The 23,052-nt window shown below is 37.3% G+C and carries 22 protein-coding genes; 7 read left to right on the forward strand and 15 right to left on the reverse strand.

The window, feature by feature from the left end:
* Positions 1–9: 9 nt before the first annotated feature.
* The 15 genes from rpsF to rpmH all read right to left on the reverse strand — a co-directional run bounded on the left by rpsF (position 10) and on the right by rpmH (position 13,421).
* Positions 10–300 carry a 30S ribosomal protein S6 gene (gene rpsF, locus BMW36_RS16670; protein ID WP_089743215.1) on the reverse strand — a complete coding sequence of 97 codons (291 nt, stop codon included), beginning with the start codon at positions 298–300 and terminating at the stop codon, positions 10–12.
* Between the two features lie 153 nt (positions 301–453).
* Positions 454–1,554: a redox-regulated ATPase YchF gene (gene ychF / locus BMW36_RS16675; RefSeq protein ID WP_089743217.1), complete on the reverse strand. Its 1,101-nt coding sequence runs from the start codon at positions 1,552–1,554 to the stop codon at positions 454–456.
* Between the two features lie 205 nt (positions 1,555–1,759).
* Positions 1,760–1,954 (reverse strand): DUF951 domain-containing protein, encoded by a 195-nt coding sequence (locus BMW36_RS16680; RefSeq protein WP_089743219.1) that lies wholly within the window; start codon positions 1,952–1,954, stop codon positions 1,760–1,762.
* A gap of 59 nt (positions 1,955–2,013) precedes the next feature.
* Entirely contained in the window at positions 2,014–3,042 is a 1,029-nt protein-coding gene (locus BMW36_RS16685) for a YkvI family membrane protein (RefSeq protein ID WP_089743221.1), read from the reverse strand.
* Between the two features lie 91 nt (positions 3,043–3,133).
* Positions 3,134–3,838 (reverse strand): DUF554 domain-containing protein, encoded by a 705-nt coding sequence (locus BMW36_RS16690; protein WP_089743223.1) that lies wholly within the window; start codon positions 3,836–3,838, stop codon positions 3,134–3,136.
* Positions 3,839–3,920: 82 nt separating this feature from the next.
* The gene (locus BMW36_RS16695; protein WP_089743225.1) at positions 3,921–4,760 is read right to left on the reverse strand and encodes a ParB/RepB/Spo0J family partition protein; all 840 of its coding nucleotides are present in this window, start codon (positions 4,758–4,760) and stop codon (positions 3,921–3,923) included.
* Positions 4,753–5,514 carry a ParA family protein gene (locus BMW36_RS16700; protein ID WP_089743227.1) on the reverse strand — a complete coding sequence of 254 codons (762 nt, stop codon included), beginning with the start codon at positions 5,512–5,514 and terminating at the stop codon, positions 4,753–4,755. The genes BMW36_RS16695 and BMW36_RS16700 overlap by 8 nt, the downstream gene beginning before the upstream one ends.
* A 226-nt stretch (positions 5,515–5,740) precedes the next feature.
* A complete protein-coding gene (noc, locus tag BMW36_RS16705) occupies positions 5,741–6,607 on the reverse strand; it encodes a nucleoid occlusion protein (protein ID WP_089743229.1) in 867 nt (288 codons plus the stop codon).
* A 278-nt stretch (positions 6,608–6,885) separates the two neighbouring features.
* A complete protein-coding gene (gene rsmG, locus BMW36_RS16710; protein ID WP_089743231.1) occupies positions 6,886–7,602 on the reverse strand; it encodes a 16S rRNA (guanine(527)-N(7))-methyltransferase RsmG in 717 nt (238 codons plus the stop codon).
* 47 nt (positions 7,603–7,649) lie between these two features.
* Complete coding sequence (gene mnmG / locus BMW36_RS16715) at positions 7,650–9,542, reverse strand: tRNA uridine-5-carboxymethylaminomethyl(34) synthesis enzyme MnmG (protein WP_089743292.1); 1,893 nt, start codon at positions 9,540–9,542, stop codon at positions 7,650–7,652.
* A gap of 27 nt (positions 9,543–9,569) precedes the next feature.
* Positions 9,570–10,946 (reverse strand): tRNA uridine-5-carboxymethylaminomethyl(34) synthesis GTPase MnmE, encoded by a 1,377-nt coding sequence (gene mnmE / locus BMW36_RS16720; protein ID WP_089743233.1) that lies wholly within the window; start codon positions 10,944–10,946, stop codon positions 9,570–9,572.
* Positions 10,947–11,330: 384 nt separating this feature from the next.
* Positions 11,331–11,951: an RNA-binding cell elongation regulator Jag/EloR gene (gene jag, locus BMW36_RS16725; RefSeq protein WP_089743235.1), complete on the reverse strand. Its 621-nt coding sequence runs from the start codon at positions 11,949–11,951 to the stop codon at positions 11,331–11,333.
* Positions 11,948–12,748, reverse strand: coding sequence for a YidC family membrane integrase SpoIIIJ (spoIIIJ, locus tag BMW36_RS16730; protein WP_089743236.1), 801 nt, complete (start codon positions 12,746–12,748; stop codon positions 11,948–11,950). Before spoIIIJ ends, jag begins: the two co-directional genes overlap by 4 nt.
* 50 nt (positions 12,749–12,798) lie before the next feature.
* Positions 12,799–13,143: a ribonuclease P protein component gene (rnpA, locus tag BMW36_RS16735; RefSeq protein WP_089743238.1), complete on the reverse strand. Its 345-nt coding sequence runs from the start codon at positions 13,141–13,143 to the stop codon at positions 12,799–12,801.
* Between the two features lie 143 nt (positions 13,144–13,286).
* Entirely contained in the window at positions 13,287–13,421 is a 135-nt protein-coding gene (rpmH, locus tag BMW36_RS16740; RefSeq protein WP_018933824.1) for a 50S ribosomal protein L34, read from the reverse strand.
* A 541-nt stretch (positions 13,422–13,962) separates the two neighbouring features.
* On the opposite strand from rpmH, the gene dnaA reads away from it, so the two are divergent.
* From dnaA to gyrA, 7 genes are all read left to right on the forward strand, one after another.
* On the forward strand, positions 13,963–15,315 hold the full coding sequence (gene dnaA, locus BMW36_RS16745; RefSeq protein ID WP_089743240.1) for a chromosomal replication initiator protein DnaA: 1,353 nt from the start codon (positions 13,963–13,965) through the stop codon (positions 15,313–15,315).
* A gap of 187 nt (positions 15,316–15,502) precedes the next feature.
* On the forward strand, positions 15,503–16,645 hold the full coding sequence (dnaN, locus tag BMW36_RS16750) for a DNA polymerase III subunit beta (RefSeq protein ID WP_089743242.1): 1,143 nt from the start codon (positions 15,503–15,505) through the stop codon (positions 16,643–16,645).
* 156 nt (positions 16,646–16,801) lie between these two features.
* Complete coding sequence (gene yaaA / locus BMW36_RS16755; protein ID WP_089743244.1) at positions 16,802–17,023, forward strand: S4 domain-containing protein YaaA; 222 nt, start codon at positions 16,802–16,804, stop codon at positions 17,021–17,023.
* A gap of 36 nt (positions 17,024–17,059) precedes the next feature.
* Complete coding sequence (recF, locus tag BMW36_RS16760; RefSeq protein ID WP_089743246.1) at positions 17,060–18,172, forward strand: DNA replication/repair protein RecF; 1,113 nt, start codon at positions 17,060–17,062, stop codon at positions 18,170–18,172.
* 13 nt (positions 18,173–18,185) lie between these two features.
* The gene (remB, locus tag BMW36_RS16765; RefSeq protein WP_089743248.1) at positions 18,186–18,479 is read left to right on the forward strand and encodes an extracellular matrix regulator RemB; all 294 of its coding nucleotides are present in this window, start codon (positions 18,186–18,188) and stop codon (positions 18,477–18,479) included.
* A 60-nt stretch (positions 18,480–18,539) separates the two neighbouring features.
* Positions 18,540–20,462, forward strand: coding sequence for a DNA topoisomerase (ATP-hydrolyzing) subunit B (gene gyrB / locus BMW36_RS16770; protein WP_217640966.1), 1,923 nt, complete (start codon positions 18,540–18,542; stop codon positions 20,460–20,462).
* A gap of 65 nt (positions 20,463–20,527) precedes the next feature.
* Complete coding sequence (gene gyrA / locus BMW36_RS16775; RefSeq protein WP_089743252.1) at positions 20,528–23,047, forward strand: DNA gyrase subunit A; 2,520 nt, start codon at positions 20,528–20,530, stop codon at positions 23,045–23,047.
* The last annotated feature ends 5 nt before the right edge of the window (positions 23,048–23,052 follow it).

Raw genomic sequence — 23,052 nt, forward strand, 5'->3', positions numbered from 1 at the left:
CACTCCTTATTATTGATCGTCTTCACGAACTGCCATGTAGCGAATGATATCATCAGAGAACTTCGCTTGACGATTGAATTCGTTAATTGCTGCTTCATCACCTTTTAAGTTGATAACTACGTAGTAACCATCACGATGATCATTGATTTCATAAGCAAGACGTTTCTTACCTACTTCTTCAACTTTCTCGATTTCCGCACCATTATCTGTAAGGATTCCATTAAAACGCTCAATTAAAGCAGTTTGAGCCTCCTCTTCGATATTCGGGCGGATGATGTACATGATTTCATATTTATTCATCCGTTTTGCACCTCCTTTTGGTCTTAGCGGCTCTATTTATTAGCAATAGAGCAAGGAGTAATATATGTCATTACTCACAATAAGATATTATACCAAATACTGCATACCAATGCAAATATAATTTAAAATAAATATGCCTGCAGGTGATCCAGACTATACGTTAAAGCGGAAATGCATGACATCTCCATCTTTCACCAAATACTCTTTACCTTCCAATCTTACTTTTCCTTTTTCTTTTGCCACTTGCATTGATCCAGCTTCTACTAAATCATCATAGGAAACTGTTTCTGCACGAATGAAACCTTTTTCAAAGTCACTGTGAATAATACCGGCAGCCTGTGGTGCTTTGATTCCTTTTTTAAATGTCCATGCGCGAACTTCCTGCTCACCAGCCGTAAAGTACGTTGCAAGACCAAGTAATTGATAGGTTGCTTTTATTAACTGATCTAAGCCAGATTCAGGAATACCTAACTCTTGTAAAAACTCTTCCTTTTCCTCGCCATCAAGTTCAGCTATTTCTGATTCTACTTTTGCACTAACTACAATTACTTTTGCCTCGTCCTTCTCAGCGAAGTCTTTTACAACTTGTACATTCTCATTGCTGTCCGCATCTAGTAACTCATCTTCTCCTACGTTTGCTACATAAAGGACAGATTTACTTGTTAACAGGTGAAGACCTTTCACAAGCTTCTGCTGTTCCTCATTAAATTCTACAGCTCTTGCAGGTTTTTCCTCTTCGAACGCATCTTTTAATTTTGATAATACGTCAAATTCCGCTAATGCCTCTTTATCTTTTTGCTTCGCCAGTTTTTCCACCCGTTGAAGTCTCTTAGACACCGTTTCTAAATCTGCTAAAATCAATTCAAGGTTAATTGTTTCAATATCAGAAATCGGGTCTACCTTCCCGCTGACGTGTGTAATATTTTCATCCTGGAAACAGCGGACAACATGACATATTGCATCAACCTGACGAATATGGGAAAGAAACTGATTTCCTAATCCTTCGCCCTTACTCGCACCTTTTACAATCCCTGCAATATCGGTAAACTCAAATGCAGTTGGAATTGTTTTTTTCGGTTTTACTAATTCTGTTAACTTCTGTAATCTTGTATCAGGGACTTCTACAATCCCTACATTGGGATCAATTGTACAGAATGGATAATTTGCTGATTCTGCTCCAGCTTGTGTTATTGCGTTAAACAAAGTTGATTTACCCACGTTAGGCAAACCAACGATTCCTGCTGTCAATGCCATTAAACTTTCACTCCTTAAGGATTACCGTCCATATGAACGTTTCGGTCATACCAATTATAGTTTTACTTGTAATGATTGACAAGTTTAAAAAATAGCTGTTTTCTTATATAACTATCTGCAATCTCAGGGTTTTTCTGCAGTATTTAAACCCACTCTCCTCTACTTTGAAGGAGAAACTGCAAAAATGTTCCACGTGAAACATTTTTTATTCCGCACGTTGCAATACCTTTTTCATCTTCTGTTCAAATCTCCGCCGTGGCAGCATCACACTATGACCACAGCCTTCACATTTTATCCGGATATCCATCCCCATCCGGATAATTTTCCAACGGTTTTCCCCACATGGATGGGCTTTTTTCATCTCTACAATATCATTTAATTGAAACTCTTTCCGTTCCATTCAGTCACCTTCTTGCTATATTGATTCTAATTTCTATTATAATATAGAAAACTGGAAAATCATAACGTATCTTTTGGAATTATTTTTTTGCTCAATGGAAAAAGTAATATTGCTGCTAATAAAACCAGGTTAACAATTCCGTATATCGGATAAATCCAGGCAATTAAAGTGGAGAAACCTATCTGGGTTAACGGAAGCAAAACAATTAAAGTAATTGTTGCTATTTTCCATAACTCCATTGTAATAAGTGTACGAAGTCTTGTTACAATTCCTAATAATCCGGACACTGCTGTTGTGAAAATTGCAGACCATAACAAGATCGACATCACTATATAAGTATAAGCAGGATAGTTTTTCAAAATAGCGAACAATGGAATTTCATATAAAATAATAATCTCTGAAATCTGGATCAAACTGTTATTGTAAATATACGAAATAATTCCTAAAATAAGGCCGCTTCCAATGCTTGCAATCCATATTTCACCTTTTGTTTTCATCTTCTCCCCTACTGCCCCGAGTACTGCTAGTATCGATAAGATATTCAGTGCAGTAAATGTAAAAGCAGCATACCAGTTATGCTGATGATCCCAATCAATAATATATGATAAATCTTCATCAATCGAGTACATTATTAACACAGATAACAGACCAATAATGAGCACAGGTAAAATCCATAAATTTAATGTGATCACACCCTGAATACCTCGAATGAATACAATGATCATAATACAAACAATAAAAATTATACCGATCCATGAAGGAATTAAGAATGCCTCAAACGTTGCTCCACTCCCTGCTATCATGACGACAGTGGTGGATACTAAATAAAAAAAGATGAGTACATCATAATATTTCGCTGTTTTTTTCCCTATTAATATTTCCAATACTGTTAAGTAACTGGTGGTCTTGTACGAATAGCAAATATACATAATAATATAGACACCCGCTATAAACAGAAGCATAAACAGCAGAATAGCTAGTCCACTTTCATTTCCGAAAAATTGCCACAATTCTCTCCCGGATGCATAACCAGCACCAATCATTGTTCCGATAATTAAGAACATCCATTTAAAACCAGCTCTCCACATAGCTACTCCCCCATCAATCCAACATACTTAGTATAAAAGTATGCTTCAAGTGCTTTAGCTATGAGGAAATGTAAATGATTCTATCTAAAAGTTATACAAGCATGTGGTATCCGAAGAAAAATATAATAAATAAAATGACAGCTGGTAAGAAATCCCCTATCTTAATCTTCGTCAAATTCAGTATATTTAAACCAATCGCCAAAATCAGCAAACCACCAAGTGCCGTCATTTCTGATATAAATAATTCGAGATACTGATCAGGTATCCATTTATTTATTTGTACAGCTAATAAAGCGATAGTTCCCTGATAAAGGACAACTGGGATCACTGAAAAGATCACACCATATCCAAGAGTTGATGCTAACACCATTGCCATAAAGCCATCTAAAAAAGCTTTTGTAATTAATACTTCATGGTCCCCTCTTAACCCGCCATCCAGTGCTCCAATAATCGCCATCGCACCAATAACAAAAATCAGGGTAGCTGTCACAAAACCTTCCGTCACATTTCCTTTACTCTCTTTTGATACTTTACTCTCCAATTTCTGCCCGAATCGGTTTAACTGATTCTCCAGCTGCATCGCTGTACCGATCATTGACCCAATTAATATACTTAGCAATATCATAATAATGTTTTCTGCCTGAATCGCCATTTGCAGACCGATTAATGCGACAACTAATCCAATCCCCTGCAATGCGGTCTGTTTTATCCGTTCAGGTATGTTGGTGAAAATTAAACCAATACAAGTCCCTGCTACAATGAATGCACCATTAACTAGAGTGCCGAATAATGCCATTCTGTCAACTCCAATCCTCTGCTCACAACATGAAGAAGCCTGATCACCTTTACACAGCATGATCAGACTTTTGTCATTTCATTTAACTTTCCATTTTATCAAGGATACGATTCAAATCGTCCTCTGAGAAAAATTCAATTTCAATTTTACCTTTTCGTTTACCACGGTTTATTTTTACATTTGTGCCAAAGTAATCTTTCAAGTGATTTTCTTTCTCTTCAAGGAATATATCCTTCTTTACTTTCTTTTCTGCCTTTTTCTTCTTTTGTTCATTCAGTGATTGAATCAATGCTTCTACTTGTCTTACATTTAACTTTTCTGCAGAAATTTTATTTGCTAAAGGAATTACTTTTTCTTTATCCTTAAGTCCTAGCAATGCTCGGCCATGCCCCATGGATATAGTGCCATGATTTATTTTTGCAATAACTTCTTCAGGCAGGCTCAAAAGACGGATTAGGTTAGCGATATGTGACCTGCTTTTTCCTAACCTTTGTGCTAATGTATCCTGAGTAATCCCTAGTTCATTAATCAGACGGTCATATGCATTTGCTTCCTCAATAGGAGTTAAATCTTCTCTCTGAATATTTTCCAGCAGAGCAAATTCCATCATTTGATCATCTGTTAACTTCTTTACAATAGCAGGTATTGTTTTTAAATTTGCCTCTTTAGCAGCTCTGTACCTTCGTTCTCCTACAACAATTTCGTAGCCCCGTACACTTTTTCTAACAATAACAGGCTGAAGCACCCCATGCTGCAGGATCGATTCCTTTAACTCTTCAATAGCGTCCGCTTCGAATACCTTACGAGGTTGATAAGGATTAGGGCGACATTTCGCTAAAGAAATTTCTTCAATCAACTCTTCTGACTTCTCATCCATTTCAGAAAAAAACGCATCTAAACCTTTCCCTAACCCTTTAGCCATTAGCAATCACTTCCTTTGCTAAATCTAAGTATACCTCTGCTCCTTTTGATCGTGGATCATATGTGATAATCGGCTGTCCGTGACTTGGTGCTTCACCCAGCCTTACATTTCTCGGTACAATGGACTGGTAAACTTTACTTTGGAAGTATTTCTTCACCTCTTCAATTACCTGAATACCGAGATTTGTTCTGGCATCAAGCATTGTTAAAAGTACTCCTTCAATCGCCAGATCCTGATTTAAGTGTTTTTGGACTAACCTGATGGTATTTAGCAGCTGGCTTAATCCCTCTAATGCGTAATACTCACATTGGACTGGTATTAATACCGAGTCAGCTGCGGTTAATGCATTAATAGTTAACAGCCCTAATGATGGTGGGCAATCAATAATTACATAATCATACTGATCTCTTAAACTATCGATTGCTTTCTTTAAACGTATCTCACGTGATATGGTGGAAACTAACTCGATTTCAGCACCTGCTAACTGGATCGTTGCAGGAATGATATCTAAATTATTCATCTTAGTTTGTACCAGTACTTCAGATACATCTATATCATCTACTAATATATTGTAAACACATGAATCAACATCTGCCTTATTTACCCCTAATCCGCTTGTCGAATTTCCTTGCGGATCTATGTCCACGAGGAGTATTTTCTTGTCTAAATGTGCCAGACATGCACTTAAATTGACAGATGAAGTAGTTTTTCCTACGCCACCTTTTTGATTCGCTATCGCAATGACTTTTCCCATGACGTCACCTACCTCTTGCAACTTTTCAAATTTTCTACTCTATTATAACACTACTATTTTTATTTTTTCTTAAAACATTAAAAATTTATATTTATTTTTTCATTTATTAGTATATTCGCACACATCCTGTCGAATGATGGCCGTCCAATCGAGAATACCTGCTAAGCTTCCTTTTAGTTAATATAAAAATTCACCCACCTTTATGTTCCAGATGAGTGAATATTGTTTATTTCTTCTTTGGAATTTTTATCGTAATCTGATAATAATCATCAAGGTCCTGTTCATCTGTCTCCAGATCAATCCCCGTTTCAGAAACCATATTCAGAGATTGCCTGATTGTATTCATAGCAATTCTCATATCTTTATTAATTCCTTTTAATCTAGGTTTCTTCTTCGGCTTATTATCAGTCATTAACTTCTCTATATATGACTCTGTCTGCTTAACATTTAAATCTCTTTCAATAATATTCTCTAAGACTTTTAACTGCTGCTCTTCGTCTTTTAAAAGTATAAGTGCTCTCGCATGTCTTTCCGTTATCTTCTTTTCTAATATTGCCTGATGCACTTCCTCCGGCAGCTTCAATAAGCGCATCTTGTTTGCGATCGTTGACTGACTCTTTCCAAGCCTTTGAGCAAGAGCTTCCTGTGTTAACTGATGCAATTCTATCAATTTTAAATAGGCTTTCGCTTCTTCTATTACGGTCAACTCTTCACGCTGCAAATTCTCTATTAATGCAACAGATGCCGTCTCTTTATCTGACATTTCCCTGATAATCGCCGGGATTGTTTCCCAGTTTAAACTCGTTGCTGCCCGCCAGCGCCGCTCACCTGCAATAATTTCATATTGATCTTCCGTATTTTCTACAGGCCTGACGACTATTGGCTGAATCAACCCATGTGTCTGTAATGTCTGGGCTAATTCTTTTATTTTTTCATCATCAAAAATTGACCTTGGCTGATATTGATTTGCCTGAATACTCGATATTGGAAGAAAAACTACCTCATCATGATCAACGGTTACATCCTCTTCCAAATTCTCTATATCGTCTACTTTATCTCCCATACCAAATAACCGACCAAATGGGTGTAACATAAACAAACACCACCTTCATAAAACTTAACCGAATAATAGTAACAAATGATATCAGAAAAGCGCCCGATTAGCAGCTGGCACTTGAAGCTAACCATCTCCGTCAGAAAAACTTGCTTTATTCATGAAAGCAAGTCAAAGAAGCCGATCCATATTCCAAAATGTTTCACGTGGAACATGCACTTATAATCTCTATTCTTATTTTATCATAAACAAATTGAAATAAGATAGTAAAATATTCGTAATATTTACTTTTCATAACAATATTTTTAGACAAAATTTTAAGATAGCGGTGTTTTATTAGGAACCCCTGGCTTACGCGGGAATTTCTTTGGTGTTTTTCTTCTTTTATTTAGAATGACAATATTTCTCTCCCCATTGTCTTCTGGTAATTGGAATGTTTCAATCTTGTCCAGTTTTCCGCCAAGCAATTCAATAGCAGCATCAGCATCCTTCATTTCTTCTGCAGCATTTGACCCTTTCATTGCAATAAATACACCATTTGTACGGGCTAAAGGTAAACATAATTCACTTAACACAGACATTCTTGCCACAGCACGTGCTAACACGACATCATAGCGGTGGCGAAACTGTTCATCCTGTCCAAAAATTTCCGCCCTGTTATGATGGAATGATACCCCTTCCAATCCCAGGTTTGCTGCTAAATGGTTTAAGAAAGTAATCCTTTTTTTTAATGAATCCACGATTGTCACATGAATGTTAGGAAAACAAATTTTTAGCGGAATACTCGGAAACCCTGCCCCAGCACCTACATCGCATAAATGAATATCCTTTGTAAAGTCAAAATAAAATGCCGCCGAAATGGAATCATAAAAATGCTTCACGTAAACTTCTTCTTTTTCCGTTATTGCTGTTAAATTCATTTTTTCGTTCCACTCGACCAATAATTGATAATATGTTTCAAATTGAGCCATCTGGTGATCAGACAGCTCAATTCCTTTCTGTTTTAACTGTTCCCGAAAAGCATTTACATTCATAGAAATACATGCTCCTTTTGTTTAAGTGCGTCTTAAAGGTAAATCAATTATTCATTTGAAACCTTTGCTACATTTCCCTGTTCAATATATACAAGTAAAATCGACACATCAGCTGGATTGACACCAGCTATACGCGAAGCCTGTGCAACAGACAGTGGGCGAACTTTTTTCAGTTTCTCTCTTGCTTCTGTTGCGATACCGCTAATAGCATCATAATCAATGTTGTCTGGAATTAACTTATTTTCCATCTTCTTCATTCTGTCTACTTGCTGATTCGATTTGACGATATATCCCTGATATTTAATCTGGATTTCTACTTGTTCCTTCACATCATCAGCTAAATCAAGTTCCGGCGGGCAAACCTGATCGATGATATCATATGTTACTTCCGGACGTTTTAACAGATCATATGCCAAAATACCATCCTTTAATCGAGTTCCGCCAATTTGTTCCATCAATGACTGTAATTGTTCAGTTGGCTTTAAACGGATTTCCTGCAGACGCTGTTTTTCTTCTTCAATGAGACGTTTTTTCTCTTCAAAGCGTTGGTAACGTTCTTCCGAAATTAATCCAAGCTTGTAGCCAATATCCGTTAATCGTAAATCAGCATTGTCATGTCTTAGTAAAAGACGGTATTCGGCACGTGATGTCAATAAGCGATAAGGTTCGTTTGTTCCTTTTGTCACTAAATCATCTATTAACACACCGATATATGCCTGAGAACGATCTAAAATAAGTGTGTCTTTATTCAATGCTTTTGCCGCAGCGTTAATCCCTGCCATAATCCCCTGGCCTGCCGCTTCCTCATAGCCTGACGTACCATTAATCTGACCTGCAGTGAAAACACCTTCGACATTTTTTACTTCCAGTGTTGGCCATAATTGTGTTGGCACGACCGCATCATATTCAATGGCATATCCTGCCCGCATAATTTCTGCTTCTTCGAGACCTGGTATACTTCTGAGGATTTCCCTCTGCACATACTCCGGTAATGAAGTAGATAAACCTTGAACATATACTTCTTCTGTGTTTCTTCCTTCTGGTTCAAGGAAAATCTGATGCCGCGGCTTATCATGGAACCGGACAATTTTATCTTCAATGGATGGACAGTAACGCGGGCCAGTTCCTTTAATCATCCCTGAATACATTGCAGACAAACCAAGGTTTTCATTAATAATGTTGTGTGTATTTTCATTCGTGTATGTCAGCCAGCAAGGGATCTGGTCCGTAATTGCTTCTGTTGTTTCATAGGAAAAGTGCTGTGGATTTTCATCACCTGGCTGAATTTCCGTTTTGCTGTAATCAATGGAATGATTAATGACCCTTGGTGGTGTCCCTGTTTTAAAGCGGACTAATTCGAATCCCAGTTCTTCCAGATTCTCAGCCAGCTTCACACTTGCACGCTGGTTGTTTGGACCACTTTCATAAGATATATCCCCTATAATGACACGCCCGCGCATAAATGTACCTGTCGTAATAATGACAGATTTCGCACGGTATAATGCTTTCGTTTCCGTTATTACACCCTGACACTTTCCATCTTCTATTACTAATTTCTCTACCATTCCCTGTCTTAAGGTAATGTTTGATTCCTGTTCTAATGCTTTCTTCATTTCCTGAATATAGAGCGGTTTATCAGCCTGCGCTCTTAACGCACGAACTGCAGGGCCTTTCCCTGTATTTAACATCCTCATCTGGATATAGGTTTTATCGATTACTTTCCCCATTAACCCTCCAAGTGCATCAATTTCCCGTACAACAATACCTTTTGCCGGGCCTCCGATTGACGGGTTACAAGGCATAAATGCGATCATATCCAAGTTCATTGTTAACATTAATGTTTTTGCCCCGCGTTTTGCAGCGGCATATGCTGCCTCTACTCCAGCATGTCCGGCACCAACAACTATTACATCATATTGACCAGCTTCATATGTTGACATTGCTGATTCTCCTTCTTTCTTTATCATTTATTTTCCTAAACAGAACTGTGAAAACAGTTGATCGATCAAACTGTCCTGTACCGTATCTCCAACAATTTCACCAAGTAATTCCCATGCTCTTGTTACATCAATTTGGACTAAATCAATCGGCATTCCGGCATCAATTGCCCCTTTTGCGTCTTCCAGAGCTTTCATTGTTTGCTGCAACAACTGAATATGGCGAACATTTGAAACATAAGTAAGATCACCTGAATCAATGTCCCCTGCAAAAAATGTCTCTGCAATGGCGTCCTCTAACTGATCAATACCTTTATCCTCTATCAATGCTGTTGTAATTACTTTCTGGTTACCGGCCAAACGTTTCACTTCATCTATATCTAATGCCTGAGGTAAATCTGTTTTATTTACTATTACAATGTATTCCAATCCTTTAATTGCTTCAAATAACTGTCGATCCTCATCAGACAATGTTTCACCATAATTCAATACAAGTAAAATCAGATCAGATTCTTTAAGAACTTTCCTTGATCTTTCTACACCGATCTTTTCTACAATATCTTCCGTTTCACGGATTCCTGCCGTATCAACAAGCCTTAGTGGAATTCCTCTAATGTTGACATATTCTTCAATTACATCCCTTGTTGTACCAGGTATATCTGTAACAATTGCTTTCGTTTCATGTACTAATGCATTAAGCAAAGAGGATTTCCCGACATTGGGTCTTCCTATAATTGCTGTTGCAATACCTTCCCGCAATATTTTACCTTGGCGAGCCATGCTCAACAGCCGCTCTACCTCCTGGTATACTTCTTCTGTCTTTTCCCGTAATAACTGATGCGACATTTCCTCCACATCATCATATTCCGGATAATCTATATTAACTTCGACATGTGCTACTGTTTCTATTAGTGATTGCCGAAGTTGATTGACTAATTTCGATAACTTACCATCTAATTGCTTTAATGCAATGTTCATTGCTTTATCAGTTTTCGCGCGAATTAAATCCATTACTGCTTCAGCCTGCGATAAATCAATTCTTCCATTTAAAAAAGCACGCTTCGTAAATTCACCTGGTTCAGCTAACCGTGCTCCTCTTGATAAAACAATTTCCAGCAAGCGGTTTACAGATGCTAACCCGCCATGACAGTTAATTTCAATGACATCTTCTTTTGTAAAAGTTTTCGGTCCTTTCATCACTGTCACCATTACTTCCTCGACCATCTCACTTGTAACAGGATCGAGCAGCTTTCCGTAATGAATCGTATGGGAATCGACATTTGTCAGGTCTTTCCCATCAAATAAAGGATTGACAATAGAAACTGCTTCCTCCCCGCTTAAACGAACAATGGCAATGGCCCCTTCACCAATCGGTGTAGATATTGCTGCAATTGTATCCTTCTCCATTCTTTTTTCACCTCCATAAACCCATTTTTATTTATGTTAAATATCCCATTAACTTCTTTTTTTAGAAAAACTACCACTAACTTATTAGAATATCATAACAGGTACCCTTTTGAAAAGATATCCACACTAATTTTAGTGTTTATATTACGATTTAAATTATCCACATGTGTATAACTTTTTTTAAAATAATAGTGCCGAATAAACGGAAAGTCAGTTATTCACAGCCTTAACGAAGACAATATTTAGATAACTGCCAATTCCGGTGTGCCTTTAAATTTCAGTCAACACAAAAAAACCGAACTACTTCGAATCATTTCATTCGATCATAGTTCAGCTTTTAGTTAGTACTTATTAACCATACACTTAAATAATTTCATTAAAAGGTTATTTTGCCGGATGGATAACGACATACCGGTTCGGTTCTGTTCCTTCTGAATCTGTAGTTATCTTTCTGTTATTTTGCAAAGCTGTATGAATAATCTTTCTTTCATATGATGGCATTGGTTCAATTTTCACACTCCGCCTCGTTTGTACTGCTCGTTCTGCCAGACGGTTCGCTAACTGAATTAATGTTTCTTTCCTTCTTGCGCGGTAACCTTCTGCATCAACAATGACGGTATAATATTTATCCGCAAACTGATGTATGGCCAATTGAGCTAAATATTGAATGGCATTAAGTGTCTGCCCTCTTTTGCCAATTAACATGGCAATTTTCTCACCGCTTAATTCACATGTAATTTGATTATTCTGCACTGTTAGTTCTACCTGAAGACTTTCATCAAATTCCTTGACAATTTTACGGATATATTCTTCCAGTTTTTCGGCTGGATTTTCATTTTGAATCACTTTAACTATTGCAGGCTTTGAACCAAATAAACCTAAAATCCCTTTTTTACCTTCATCAATGATTTCAATCTTTGCCTGGTCCTCTGTGATGTTTAACTGCTGTAATGCCGATTGGACCGCTGCATCAACTGTTTGTCCAGTAGCAGTTATTTGTCTCACTTCTTCGATCCTCCTGTAGCATTCTTCTCATCATCCATTTTCTTCATCATCGGATTTTTCACTAATAATGTCTGGAAAATCATAAAAATGTTACCAACTGCCCAATACAATGCTAGTGCTGCTGGGAAGAATATTGCAAATACCCCAATCATGACAGGCATGATGTATAGCATTAACGTCATTTGCGGCATCATGGAGTTCTGCGCCATGTTCGTTCCGGACATCATTAATTTCTGCTGTAAAAATGTAAATACAGCTGTTAATATTGGCAAAATATAATATGGGTCTGGCTGGTCTAATTGAAACCATAAGAAATCGTGGTTATCTAACTCACCTGTACGCATAATCGCATGATAGAATGCTAACAGAATTGGCATTTGCACAATAATCGGCAAACATCCAGCTAACGGATTCGCCCCGCTCTTCTGGAATAACTCCATCGTTTCCTGCTGCAGCTTCGTTTGTGTCTGCTGATCTTTTGAGCTGTATTTCTCTCTCAATTTCTGTAATTCCGGCTGGATCTCCTGCATTGCTTTTGAACTTTTTAATTGCTTTATATTTAGTGGCAATAAAATCAAACGAATTAATATCGTAACAATAACAATCGATAAACCGTATCCATAATCAGCCTGGAAAAATTCAGCTACTTTAACTAGTAACCATGATAATGGATAAACAAAAAAACTGTTCCAAATCCCTTCACTTTCCGCTGTAATATCCTGGTCTACCTCTGTACAGCCGGAAAGCAATACTAATACTGCTACTAAACCTGTTAATAACAGGAGCTTCTTACGCATCTTTATCCTCCTTAAACCTGCACATTCTTTTCTGTTCCTTTATGTATTCATTACTTTTTCATCAACAACCCTGTCTTGTACAACAAGTGCTGGACACTTTTTTTTACATCGTGAAAGTCACAATCTCTTACAGGTTGTCTAGCAATGATAATTATATCATAACTTGCATGTATTTCCTCATTTAATTCAAGAAATGCCTGTCTTAAATATCGTTTAATCTGATTCCGAACAACTGCATTACCAATTTTCTTGCTGACAGACAAACCAACACGGTAATGTGCCTGATCCCTCTTATTTAAATAATAAATAACTAACTGCCTGTTTGCAAAAGAAGCGCCATTTTTGAATACTTTTTGAAATTCACTATTTTTTTTGATTCGAAATGCTTTCTTCATTACTACCAGCGCCTCCATTACTCATTACAAAACTAACCTCGTCATTATTATTATGTCACATTTTAGCATCATTATAAAATCATACTATAATTCTCTTTCCGCTAAATTTTAAGAAGAAAAAGACCACTGACAAAATCAGTGGCCTATGCAGATAATACTTTTCTACCCTTCTTACGACGACGAGCAAGTACTTTGCGTCCATTTTTTGTGCTCATGCGCGCACGGAATCCATGAACTTTTTTACGTTTACGATTATTTGGTTGAAATGTACGTTTCATTATATATGCACCTCCCTGAGGAATGATAAAAATCATTATCGATTAGACAGTCTTACTCATTATACTTTCTATCAGGTTAGTAGTCAATGTAAAGTTATATTTTTTTGATAACATCCCCTGCTATATAACAGAAAATATATTAGGTTGTTATATAACAGAAGGCCTGTGGATAGATTTTTCATCTGTCTTGACTTATTCATTCTATTATCGACAAATTGTGCACATATTTTACCCATGAGGATAAAAACAACTCACATTTTGTCTAACTTGTGGATAAGTATTGATAAAACATTGCAATAATTGGCTTTTTTTGATACTATATATATGTTTTATATTGTTAATAATAATTTATCCATACTAGTTTATCCACAGAGTGTGGATAATGTGTGGACAACAATTCACACTCTGTTTAATTAATTATTCACATGTATGTGGAAAACTGATTTTTTTTAGTTTTCCTCTTTTTTATCGGTGAAAAATTATCCACAGCTTATTCTTTTTAAAAAATGCAAGCAGGGGTTTATGAGAGGAGGGTTTTTAATTGGAGAACATCGAAGATCTTTGGCAGAAAACACTAGAGAATATTAAAGATAAAGTAAGTAAACCGAGCTATGACACATGGTTGAAAAATACGCTGATCGAACAGATCCAGGAAGATACTGTTATTATTTCTGCACCAAATGAATTTACGAGAGATTGGCTCGAATCCAAATATACAAATATTATTTCTGAAGTGCTATATGAAATTACTGGTGCAAAATTAGCAGTGAAGTTTATTATTCCTGAAACATCCGACGGACTCGAAACGGTCCAGATGCAAACACAGAAAAAAGCGGTCATACCTAACCAATCGAATCAGTCATCGCCTAAATCGATGTTAAATAATAAATACACGTTTGAAACCTTTGTTATTGGTTCCGGGAACAGATTTGCGCATGCTGCGTCACTTGCTGTTGCAGAAGCACCGGCTAAAGCGTACAATCCTTTATTTATTTATGGAGGGGTTGGTTTAGGAAAAACACACTTAATGCATGCAATTGGACATTATGTGCTTGACCATAATCCTTCTGCAAAAGTAGTCTATTTATCTTCAGAGAAATTTACGAACGAATTTATTAACTCCATCCGGGATAATAAAGCTGTCAATTTTCGTAATAAATACAGAAATGTAGATGTCCTCTTAATTGATGATATTCAGTTTCTGGCAGGAAAAGAACAAACACAAGAAGAATTTTTTCATACGTTTAATACATTACATGAAGAAAACAAACAAATTATTATATCAAGTGACAGACCGCCAAAAGAAATACCAACACTGGAAGACCGGTTAAGATCACGGTTTGAATGGGGACTTATAACAGATATTACTCCACCTGATTTAGAAACAAGAATCGCTATTTTACGTAAAAAGGCCAAAGCAGAAGGTCTTGATATCCCGAACGAAGTAATGCTTTATATTGCTAATCAAATTGATACTAATATTCGTGAATTAGAAGGTGCTTTAATCAGGGTTGTTGCATACTCATCTTTAACGAATCAGGATATTGATGCATCCCTTGCAGCAGAAGCCCTTAAAGATATTATCCCTTCATCCAGACCTAAAGTTGTTACCATTCAACATATCCAGGAAGCTGTCGGGAAAAGATATAATGTGAAATTAGAAGAATTTGCGGCAAAGAAAAGAACAAAGTCTATTGCCTTTCCGAGACAGATTGCAATGTATCTCTCTCGTGAGCTTACCGATTTCTCTTTACCTAAAATTGGGGAAGAATTTGGCGGGCGTGATCATACGACCGTCATCCATGCGCATGAGAAAATTTCAAAATTACTTGGTACAGATCAATTACTAGGGAAAGAAATAGAAGATATTAAAGAACAATTAAAATCACTTTAATTGTATTTTACGCTGTGTGTTTTGTGGATAAGTGGTTTTACTATACGCACAGTTTATCCACATCTGGATAACTCAATTCAACTAGAGAATTTTGAAGTTATCCACATAATCACAGTGCCTATTACTATTACTACGATTTTTTTATTAATAATTAATATATAATATAACTTCCTCAAGGAGGATTAACATGAAAGTAACAATCAATCGCGATAAATTAATGGAGAGTATCCAACACGTAACAAAAGCCATTTCATCCAAAACTGCGATTCCTATATTATCGGGATTAAAAATCCAGGTGAAAGATAACGGAATTAAATTAACGGGAAGTAACTCTGACATTACGATCGAATCATTCATACCTGTTGAAGAGGAAGGTATTCAATTTATTGATGAATTAGAAGCGGGAGAAATTATTGTACATGCTAAGTATTTCCCTGATATCATCCGGAAATCACCAAAGGATACTGTAATGATCGAAACGGATGAACAACTGCAGGTGACGATTAAATCAGGACATGCCGAATTTCATTTAAATGGACAGGATGCGGAAGAATATCCGCAAATTGCCCAGATCCAAACAGATACAAGTTTTGAACTGCCTATCAATTTATTAAAAAATATGATCAAACAAACCGTTTTTGCTGTTTCTACTTCTGAAACAAGGCCAATACTGACAGGTGTAAATTTACGAGTGGAAGAAGGACAATTAAAATTTGTAGCAACAGACTCTCATCGGTTAGCTGCAAGTAATATTCCATTGGAAACTCCTTTAGATAATTTCCCTGAAAGTCAGGTTGTTGTTCCTGGTAAAAGTTTAAATGAGTTAAGTAAAATTTTAGATGATACAGAAGAGAAGATTTATATAAGTGTGACAGACAATCAAATTGCCTTCCAGACAAATCATCTGTATTTCTTATCCCGATTGCTTGATGGAAAATATCCCGAAACTGCCAGACTGATTCCCGAAGAAAGTAAAACGACTTTGCTTGCAAATACGAAACAGCTGCTTCAGGCAGTAGACCGTGCGTCATTATTAGCAAAAGAAAATCATAATAATGTAATACGACTGCAAACAATAGGCAATCAAATGATAGAAATATCAAGTAATTCACCTGAAATTGGAAAAGTAGAAGAAGAACTGACAGTAGAAAATATACAAGGTGAGGATTTAAAAATATCTTTCAGTTCCAAATATATGATTGATGCACTGAAAATTATGGAAACAGATCAGGTTAGAATAGAATTTACAGGGGCAATGCGTCCATTCATTATAAAACCAACTGACCATGAACAAATTTTACAATTAATTTTACCTGTTAGAACATTTTAGTATGAGAGGAACAATTAACGTTGTTCCTCTTTTACGTGGATGTTCGCTTTTATTCCCCCTAAATGTTTAGTAATATAGATAGAAGGGCTATAATAATACAAGGTAAACAATGACCGGATGTCTATAAATTATCCCAACAGAAGATGGTGATTAAAGATGGAAGAAAGAATCGCAATTAATACAGAATATATCCAGTTAGGCCAATTTCTAAAATTAGCAAACATTCTGGAGTCAGGCGGAATGGTTAAAGTGTTCCTGCAGGAGACTGGCGTGCTTGTGAATGGTGAATTAGAAAACCGCCGGGGCAGAAAACTTTATCCTGGTGATAAAATAGAAATTGAAGAAGCAGGTACTTTTATTGTTGAAGCAAGTGAGTAAAAGTAACGTTTTTATAAATAGAGAGGGAAACTCTGAATGCATATAAGAACACTGAAATTGGCAAATTATCGAAACTATGAAGAATTATCCACAACATTCGATGACAAGGTAAATGTTTTTATAGGGGAAAACGCACAAGGTAAAACAAATTTGATGGAAGCTATCTATGTTCTCGGATTTTCTAAGTCGCATCGTACAACAAAAGATAAAGAATTAATCCAATGGAACAAAAATTATGCTAAAATAGAAGGTAGTGTGTATAAACGTAAACAGGTATTCCCACTGGAAATTTCTATATCCAATAAAGGCAAAAAGGCAAAATTAAATCATCTAGAACAAAGACGTCTCAGTGATTATATCGGTGCATTGAACATTGTTATGTTTGCACCGGAAGACTTAAACTTAGTAAAAGGAAGTCCTCAAATACGGAGACGTTTTATTGATATGGAAATTGGTCAGATTCAGCCAATGTATATATATCATTTAGGTCAGTTCGTCAAAATACTTAAGCAAAGAAATCATTTATTAAAGCAGCTGCAAAAAAAGCAGCAAAATGACCGAACAATGCTGCATGTACTGACAGAGCAAATGATTGAACATGCCACCATTATCGTTGAAAAGCGATTTATCTTTCTGAAAAACCTGCAAAAGTGGGCTTCTAATATTCATCAGGGGATCAGTCGTGGGCTGGAAGAGTTAATGATTGAATATGAGACCACGATACCAATATCAGAAGATGATCCGAAAGAAATGATCCAACAGATTTTCACTGACAGTTATAAAAAAGCAGAAGAAAAAGAAGTGGAAAGAGGAACGACATTAATCGGCCCGCATCGAGATGATTTACTATTCTTTGTGAACGGAAAAAATGTGCAAACATATGGTTCTCAAGGCCAGCAAAGAACAACCGCCTTATCTTTGAAACTTGCAGAAATTGAATTAATTTATCAGGAAATTGGTGATTATCCAGTTTTGTTACTTGACGATGTCTTAAGTGAATTAGATGACTTTAGACAATCTCATTTACTGGACACGATTGAGGGGAAAGTACAAACATTTGTATCAACAACAAGTGTTGACGGGATTAACCATGAGACGTTGAAAAAGGCAGAAATATTTCAGGTGCAAAATGGAAAAATAACGAGATAAAAGTAGGGATAAGATGTTTATTCATATTGGAGATGACCATGTTATTCAATCAGAGAATGTTGTAGCAATTATTGACTACAGTTTAATTAGCTCTTCGACGATTAATGATGAGATGTTGCAACAGCTCAATGAGAAAAAACAGACAGTTGTATCAGATGAATCTGCTGTGAAATCTATTGTTGTAACAACAAATAAAGTTTACTATAGTCCATTGTCTGTTCTGACGCTTAAGAAAAGGGCAAGCATGATATCTACTATAAGTAAACTGGAAAATTACTCTGATAATAGTGAAGAAGAGATGGATTAGCATATAATCTTGCTTTTTTCCATTATTAAATTAAGAGAATGTGGGTGAAGTGAAATGGCAATGGAAGAACAAAAAGTCGGAGAACAAGCATATGATGCTGATCAGATACAGGTACTAGAAGGTCTTGAAGCGGTACGGAAAAGACCAGGGATGTATATCGGCTCAACAAATGAAAAAGGTTTACACCACTTAGTATGGGAAATTGTTGATAACAGTATTGACGAGGCATTAGCTGGTTACTGTGACCATATACAAGTAATTATTGAAGAGGATAATAGTATTACAGTAGTGGATAATGGCCGTGGTATTCCTGTAAGTTTGCATGAAAAAACAGGCCGTCCTGCGGTAGAGACAATTATGACCGTATTACATGCCGGTGGTAAATTTGGCGGAGGCGGTTATAAAGTTTCCGGCGGACTGCACGGTGTTGGTGCATCTGTTGTAAATGCCCTTTCCAGTGACCTGGAAGTATTTGTTCATAGAGACGGCAAGTTACACCATTTAAGTTTTTCAAAAGGGAAACCAAACGATGACTTAAAGGTTATTGGAGATACTGATATAACAGGTACGCGGACAAATTTTAAACCAGACCCGGAGATTTTCACAGAGACAACTGTATATAGTTATGAAACGTTAGCAACAAGATTACGTGAGCTAGCTTTTTTAAATAAAGGGCTGACTATTTCGATTGAAGACAAGAGAGATCCGGAAAGAGAACCGGAAACCTTCTTCTACGAAGGCGGTATTAAATCATATGTTGAGCATTTAAACCGTTCGAAAGAAGTGCTTCATGAGCCGTTTTATGCAGAAAAAGAGGAATCAGGCATTCAGGTAGAGGTTGCTCTGCAGTATAATGACGGATTTGCGAGCAATATTTATTCTTTTGCCAATAACATTAGTACACATGAAGGCGGAACACATGAATCCGGCTTTAAAACAGGACTAACTCGAGTAATTAATGACTATGCAAGAAAGAAAAATCTGTTTAAAGAGAATGACCCTAACTTGACTGGTGATGATGTCAGAGAAGGATTAACTGCCATTATCTCGATCAAACACCCTGATCCTCAATTTGAAGGACAGACAAAGACAAAGCTTGGAAACAGTGAAGCGAGAACTATTACAGATGCTGCATTCAGTGAACTTTTCTCTAAGTTTCTTTTCGAAAACCCGAATACTGCCCGGATTATTGTTGATAAAGGTTTGATGGCATCAAGAGCGCGGCTTGCTGCTAAGAAAGCACGGGAGTTAACAAGGCGTAAAGGAGCTTTGGAGGTTTCAAGTTTACCAGGAAAGCTGGCAGACTGTTCTTCACGTGATGCTTCAATCAGTGAATTGTATATCGTTGAGGGGGATTCTGCGGGCGGATCTGCGAAACAAGGGAGAGACAGACACTTCCAGGCAATTTTGCCATTACGCGGGAAAGTACTGAATGTGGAAAAAGCGAGACTTGATAAAATTCTTTCCAATAATGAAATCCGTACAATTATTACTGCTTTAGGGACAGGAATTGGAGAAGAGTTCGATATAACTAAAGCGCGTTACCATAAGATTGTTATCATGACAGATGCCGATGTCGATGGAGCGCATATTCGAACATTGCTATTAACATTCCTCTTCCGGTTCATGAGACCATTAATCGAACATGGATATGTTTATATTGCTCAGCCGCCTCTTTACCAGGTAAAACAGGGAAAGGCTGTTCATTACACTTACAGTGATAAAGAACTGGATCTGCTGCTGAGAGAACTGCCAAGTCAGCCAAAACCTGGTTTGCAGCGTTACAAAGGGTTAGGTGAAATGAATGCAGAGCAGCTTTGGGATACAACAATGGACCCGGAAACACGTACATTGCTGCAGGTTCATTTAGAAGATGCAATGGAAGCTGACCAGATTTTTGATATGTTAATGGGGGATAAGGTTGAGCCAAGACGTAACTTTATTCAGGATAATGCAATCTATGTAAAGAATTTAGATATTTAAGCAACCTTGTAATGTAAAGGAAGCATCATTGCAGCAATGCTGTAGTGAATAGGAGGTAATGTTGTATGGTGGATAATAATCGTCCACAAGTTCAAGAAATAAATATCGGACAGGAAATGCGTACATCCTTTTTGGATTATGCGATGAGTGTTATTGTTTCCAGGGCTCTGCCTGATGTAAGAGATGGTATGAAGCCGGTACACAGAAGGATTTTATATGCATTGAATGATCAGGGAATGCATGCAGACAAGCCTTATAAAAAGTCAGCACGTATTGTCGGTGATGTTATCGGTAAATATCACCCGCATGGGGACTCTGCAGTCTATGAAGCAATGGTAAGGATGGCACAGGATTTCAGTTACCGTTATATGCTGGTAGACGGGCATGGGAACTTCGGTTCAGTGGACGGCGACCCGCCTGCAGCGATGCGTTATACAGAAGCCAGAATGTCAAAAATCTCGATGGAACTTTTACGGGATATTAATAAAAATACAATTGACTATATGGATAACTATGATGGATCGGAGCGGGAACCGAAAGTTCTTCCTTCAAAATTTCCTAATCTCCTAGTAAATGGTGCTTCAGGAATTGCCGTAGGGATGGCAACAAATATTCCTCCACATCATTTAGGAGAAACAATTGATGCCATACTGGCAGTAAGTAAAAATCCTGAAATTACTATTTCTGAATTAATGGAAGACTATATCCATGGTCCGGATTTCCCGACAGCGGGGCAAATCCTCGGCCGAAGCGGAATAAGAAGGGCATATGAAACTGGAAAAGGTGCCATTACGATTCGTTCAAAGGCAGAGATCGAAGAACAGGCAAATGGAAAAGCACGGATAATTGTGACAGAACTACCGTATCAGGTGAACAAAGCAAAGCTGATTGAGAAAATTGCTGAGTTAGCGAGGGAAAAGCGGATTGAAGGTATTACTGATTTACGGGATGAATCTGACCGTAATGGTATGCGGATTGTTATCGAATTAAGACGTGATGCCAATCCAAATGTTGTGTTAAACAACCTGTTCAAACAGACCTCACTGCAAACGTCATTTGGTATTAATATGCTGGCATTGGTTGATGGACAACCAAAAGTTCTAAACTTAAAGCAATGTCTGGAATATTATCTGGAACACCAAAAAGAGATTATTACAAGAAGAACAAAGTTTGAGCTGGATAAAGCAGAAGCAAGAGCCCATATTTTAGAGGGACTAAGAATTGCACTGGATCATATTGACGAAATTATTGCATTGATCCGCCAGTCTCAAACGACAGATATCGCCCGTGAAGGTTTAATGAATAAGTTTAAACTATCAGAGAAACAGGCACAGGCTATCCTTGATATGCGTTTACAGCGTTTAACAGGACTGGAACGTGAAAAGATCGAAGAAGAATATAACCAGCTTCAGGCATTAATCGAAGAGTTAAAAGCAATTCTTGCTAATGAAGAAAAAATTCTTGAGATTATCCGTGAAGAATTAATCGAAATTAAAGAACGCTTCAATGATGAACGCCGTACAGAAATCGTGAGCGGCGGTGTGGAAATGATTGAAGATGAGGACTTAATTCCGGAAGAAAACATTGTAATTACACTAACCCATCGCGGATATATCAAGAGATTACCAGCTTCGACTTACCGTGCTCAAAGAAGAGGTGGACGGGGTATCCAGGGAATGGGGACGAATGAAGATGACTTTGTTGAACATCTTGTCTCATGTTCCACCCATGACACCGTACTTTTCTTCTCTAACAAAGGAAAGGTATATCGCTCAAAAGGTTATGAAATTCCGGAATTTAACCGTACAGCAAAAGGTATTCCGATTATCAATCTATTAGAAGTTGAACAGGGCGAGTGGATAAATGCAGTTATTACAGTAAGTGAGTTTAATGCTGACTGGAATCTGTTCTTTACAACTAAATACGGGATCTCAAAACGTACTTCCCTTTCCCAGTTTGCCAATATCCGTAAAGGCGGATTGATCGCACTCAATTTAAGGGATGAAGATGAATTAATCTCTGTCCGTTTAACAGACGGCACAAAGGATATTTTAATTGGTACGAAAAATGGTTATGTTATCCGGTTTGAAGAAGACCAGATCCGTTCAATGGGAAGGACAGCGGCTGGTGTGAAAGGAATTTCCTTACGCGATGATGATGAAGTCGTATCAATGGAGATTTTGAATGAAGGAGATTATGTTTTAAACGTTACCGAAAACGGCTATGGTAAACGAACTCCTGAGGAAGAATACCGTAAGACAAATCGTGGCGGTAAAGGGATCTTTACTTGTAACATCACAGAGAAAACCGGCCGTGTCATGGCAGTGAAAGCAGTGACAGGTGAAGAAGATATTATGATTATGACCATTTCCGGTGTGCTTATTCGAATGCAGGTTGAGGGAATTTCTACGACCGGCAGGAATACACAAGGGGTAAGGCTCATCCGTTTACAGGAAGAAGAAAAAGTAGCAACAGTTGCAAAAATTGACCCAGAAGAAGAACTGGAAGCTGCAGAAGCAGAAGATGAGGCAGCAGAAGAATTAGCAGAACAGGCAGTAGAAGATATTGACCAAAATAACGAGTAGGGGTG

The sequence above is a fragment of the Gracilibacillus ureilyticus genome (assembly GCF_900111195.1).
Lineage (GTDB): Bacteria > Bacillota > Bacilli > Bacillales > Amphibacillaceae > Gracilibacillus > Gracilibacillus ureilyticus.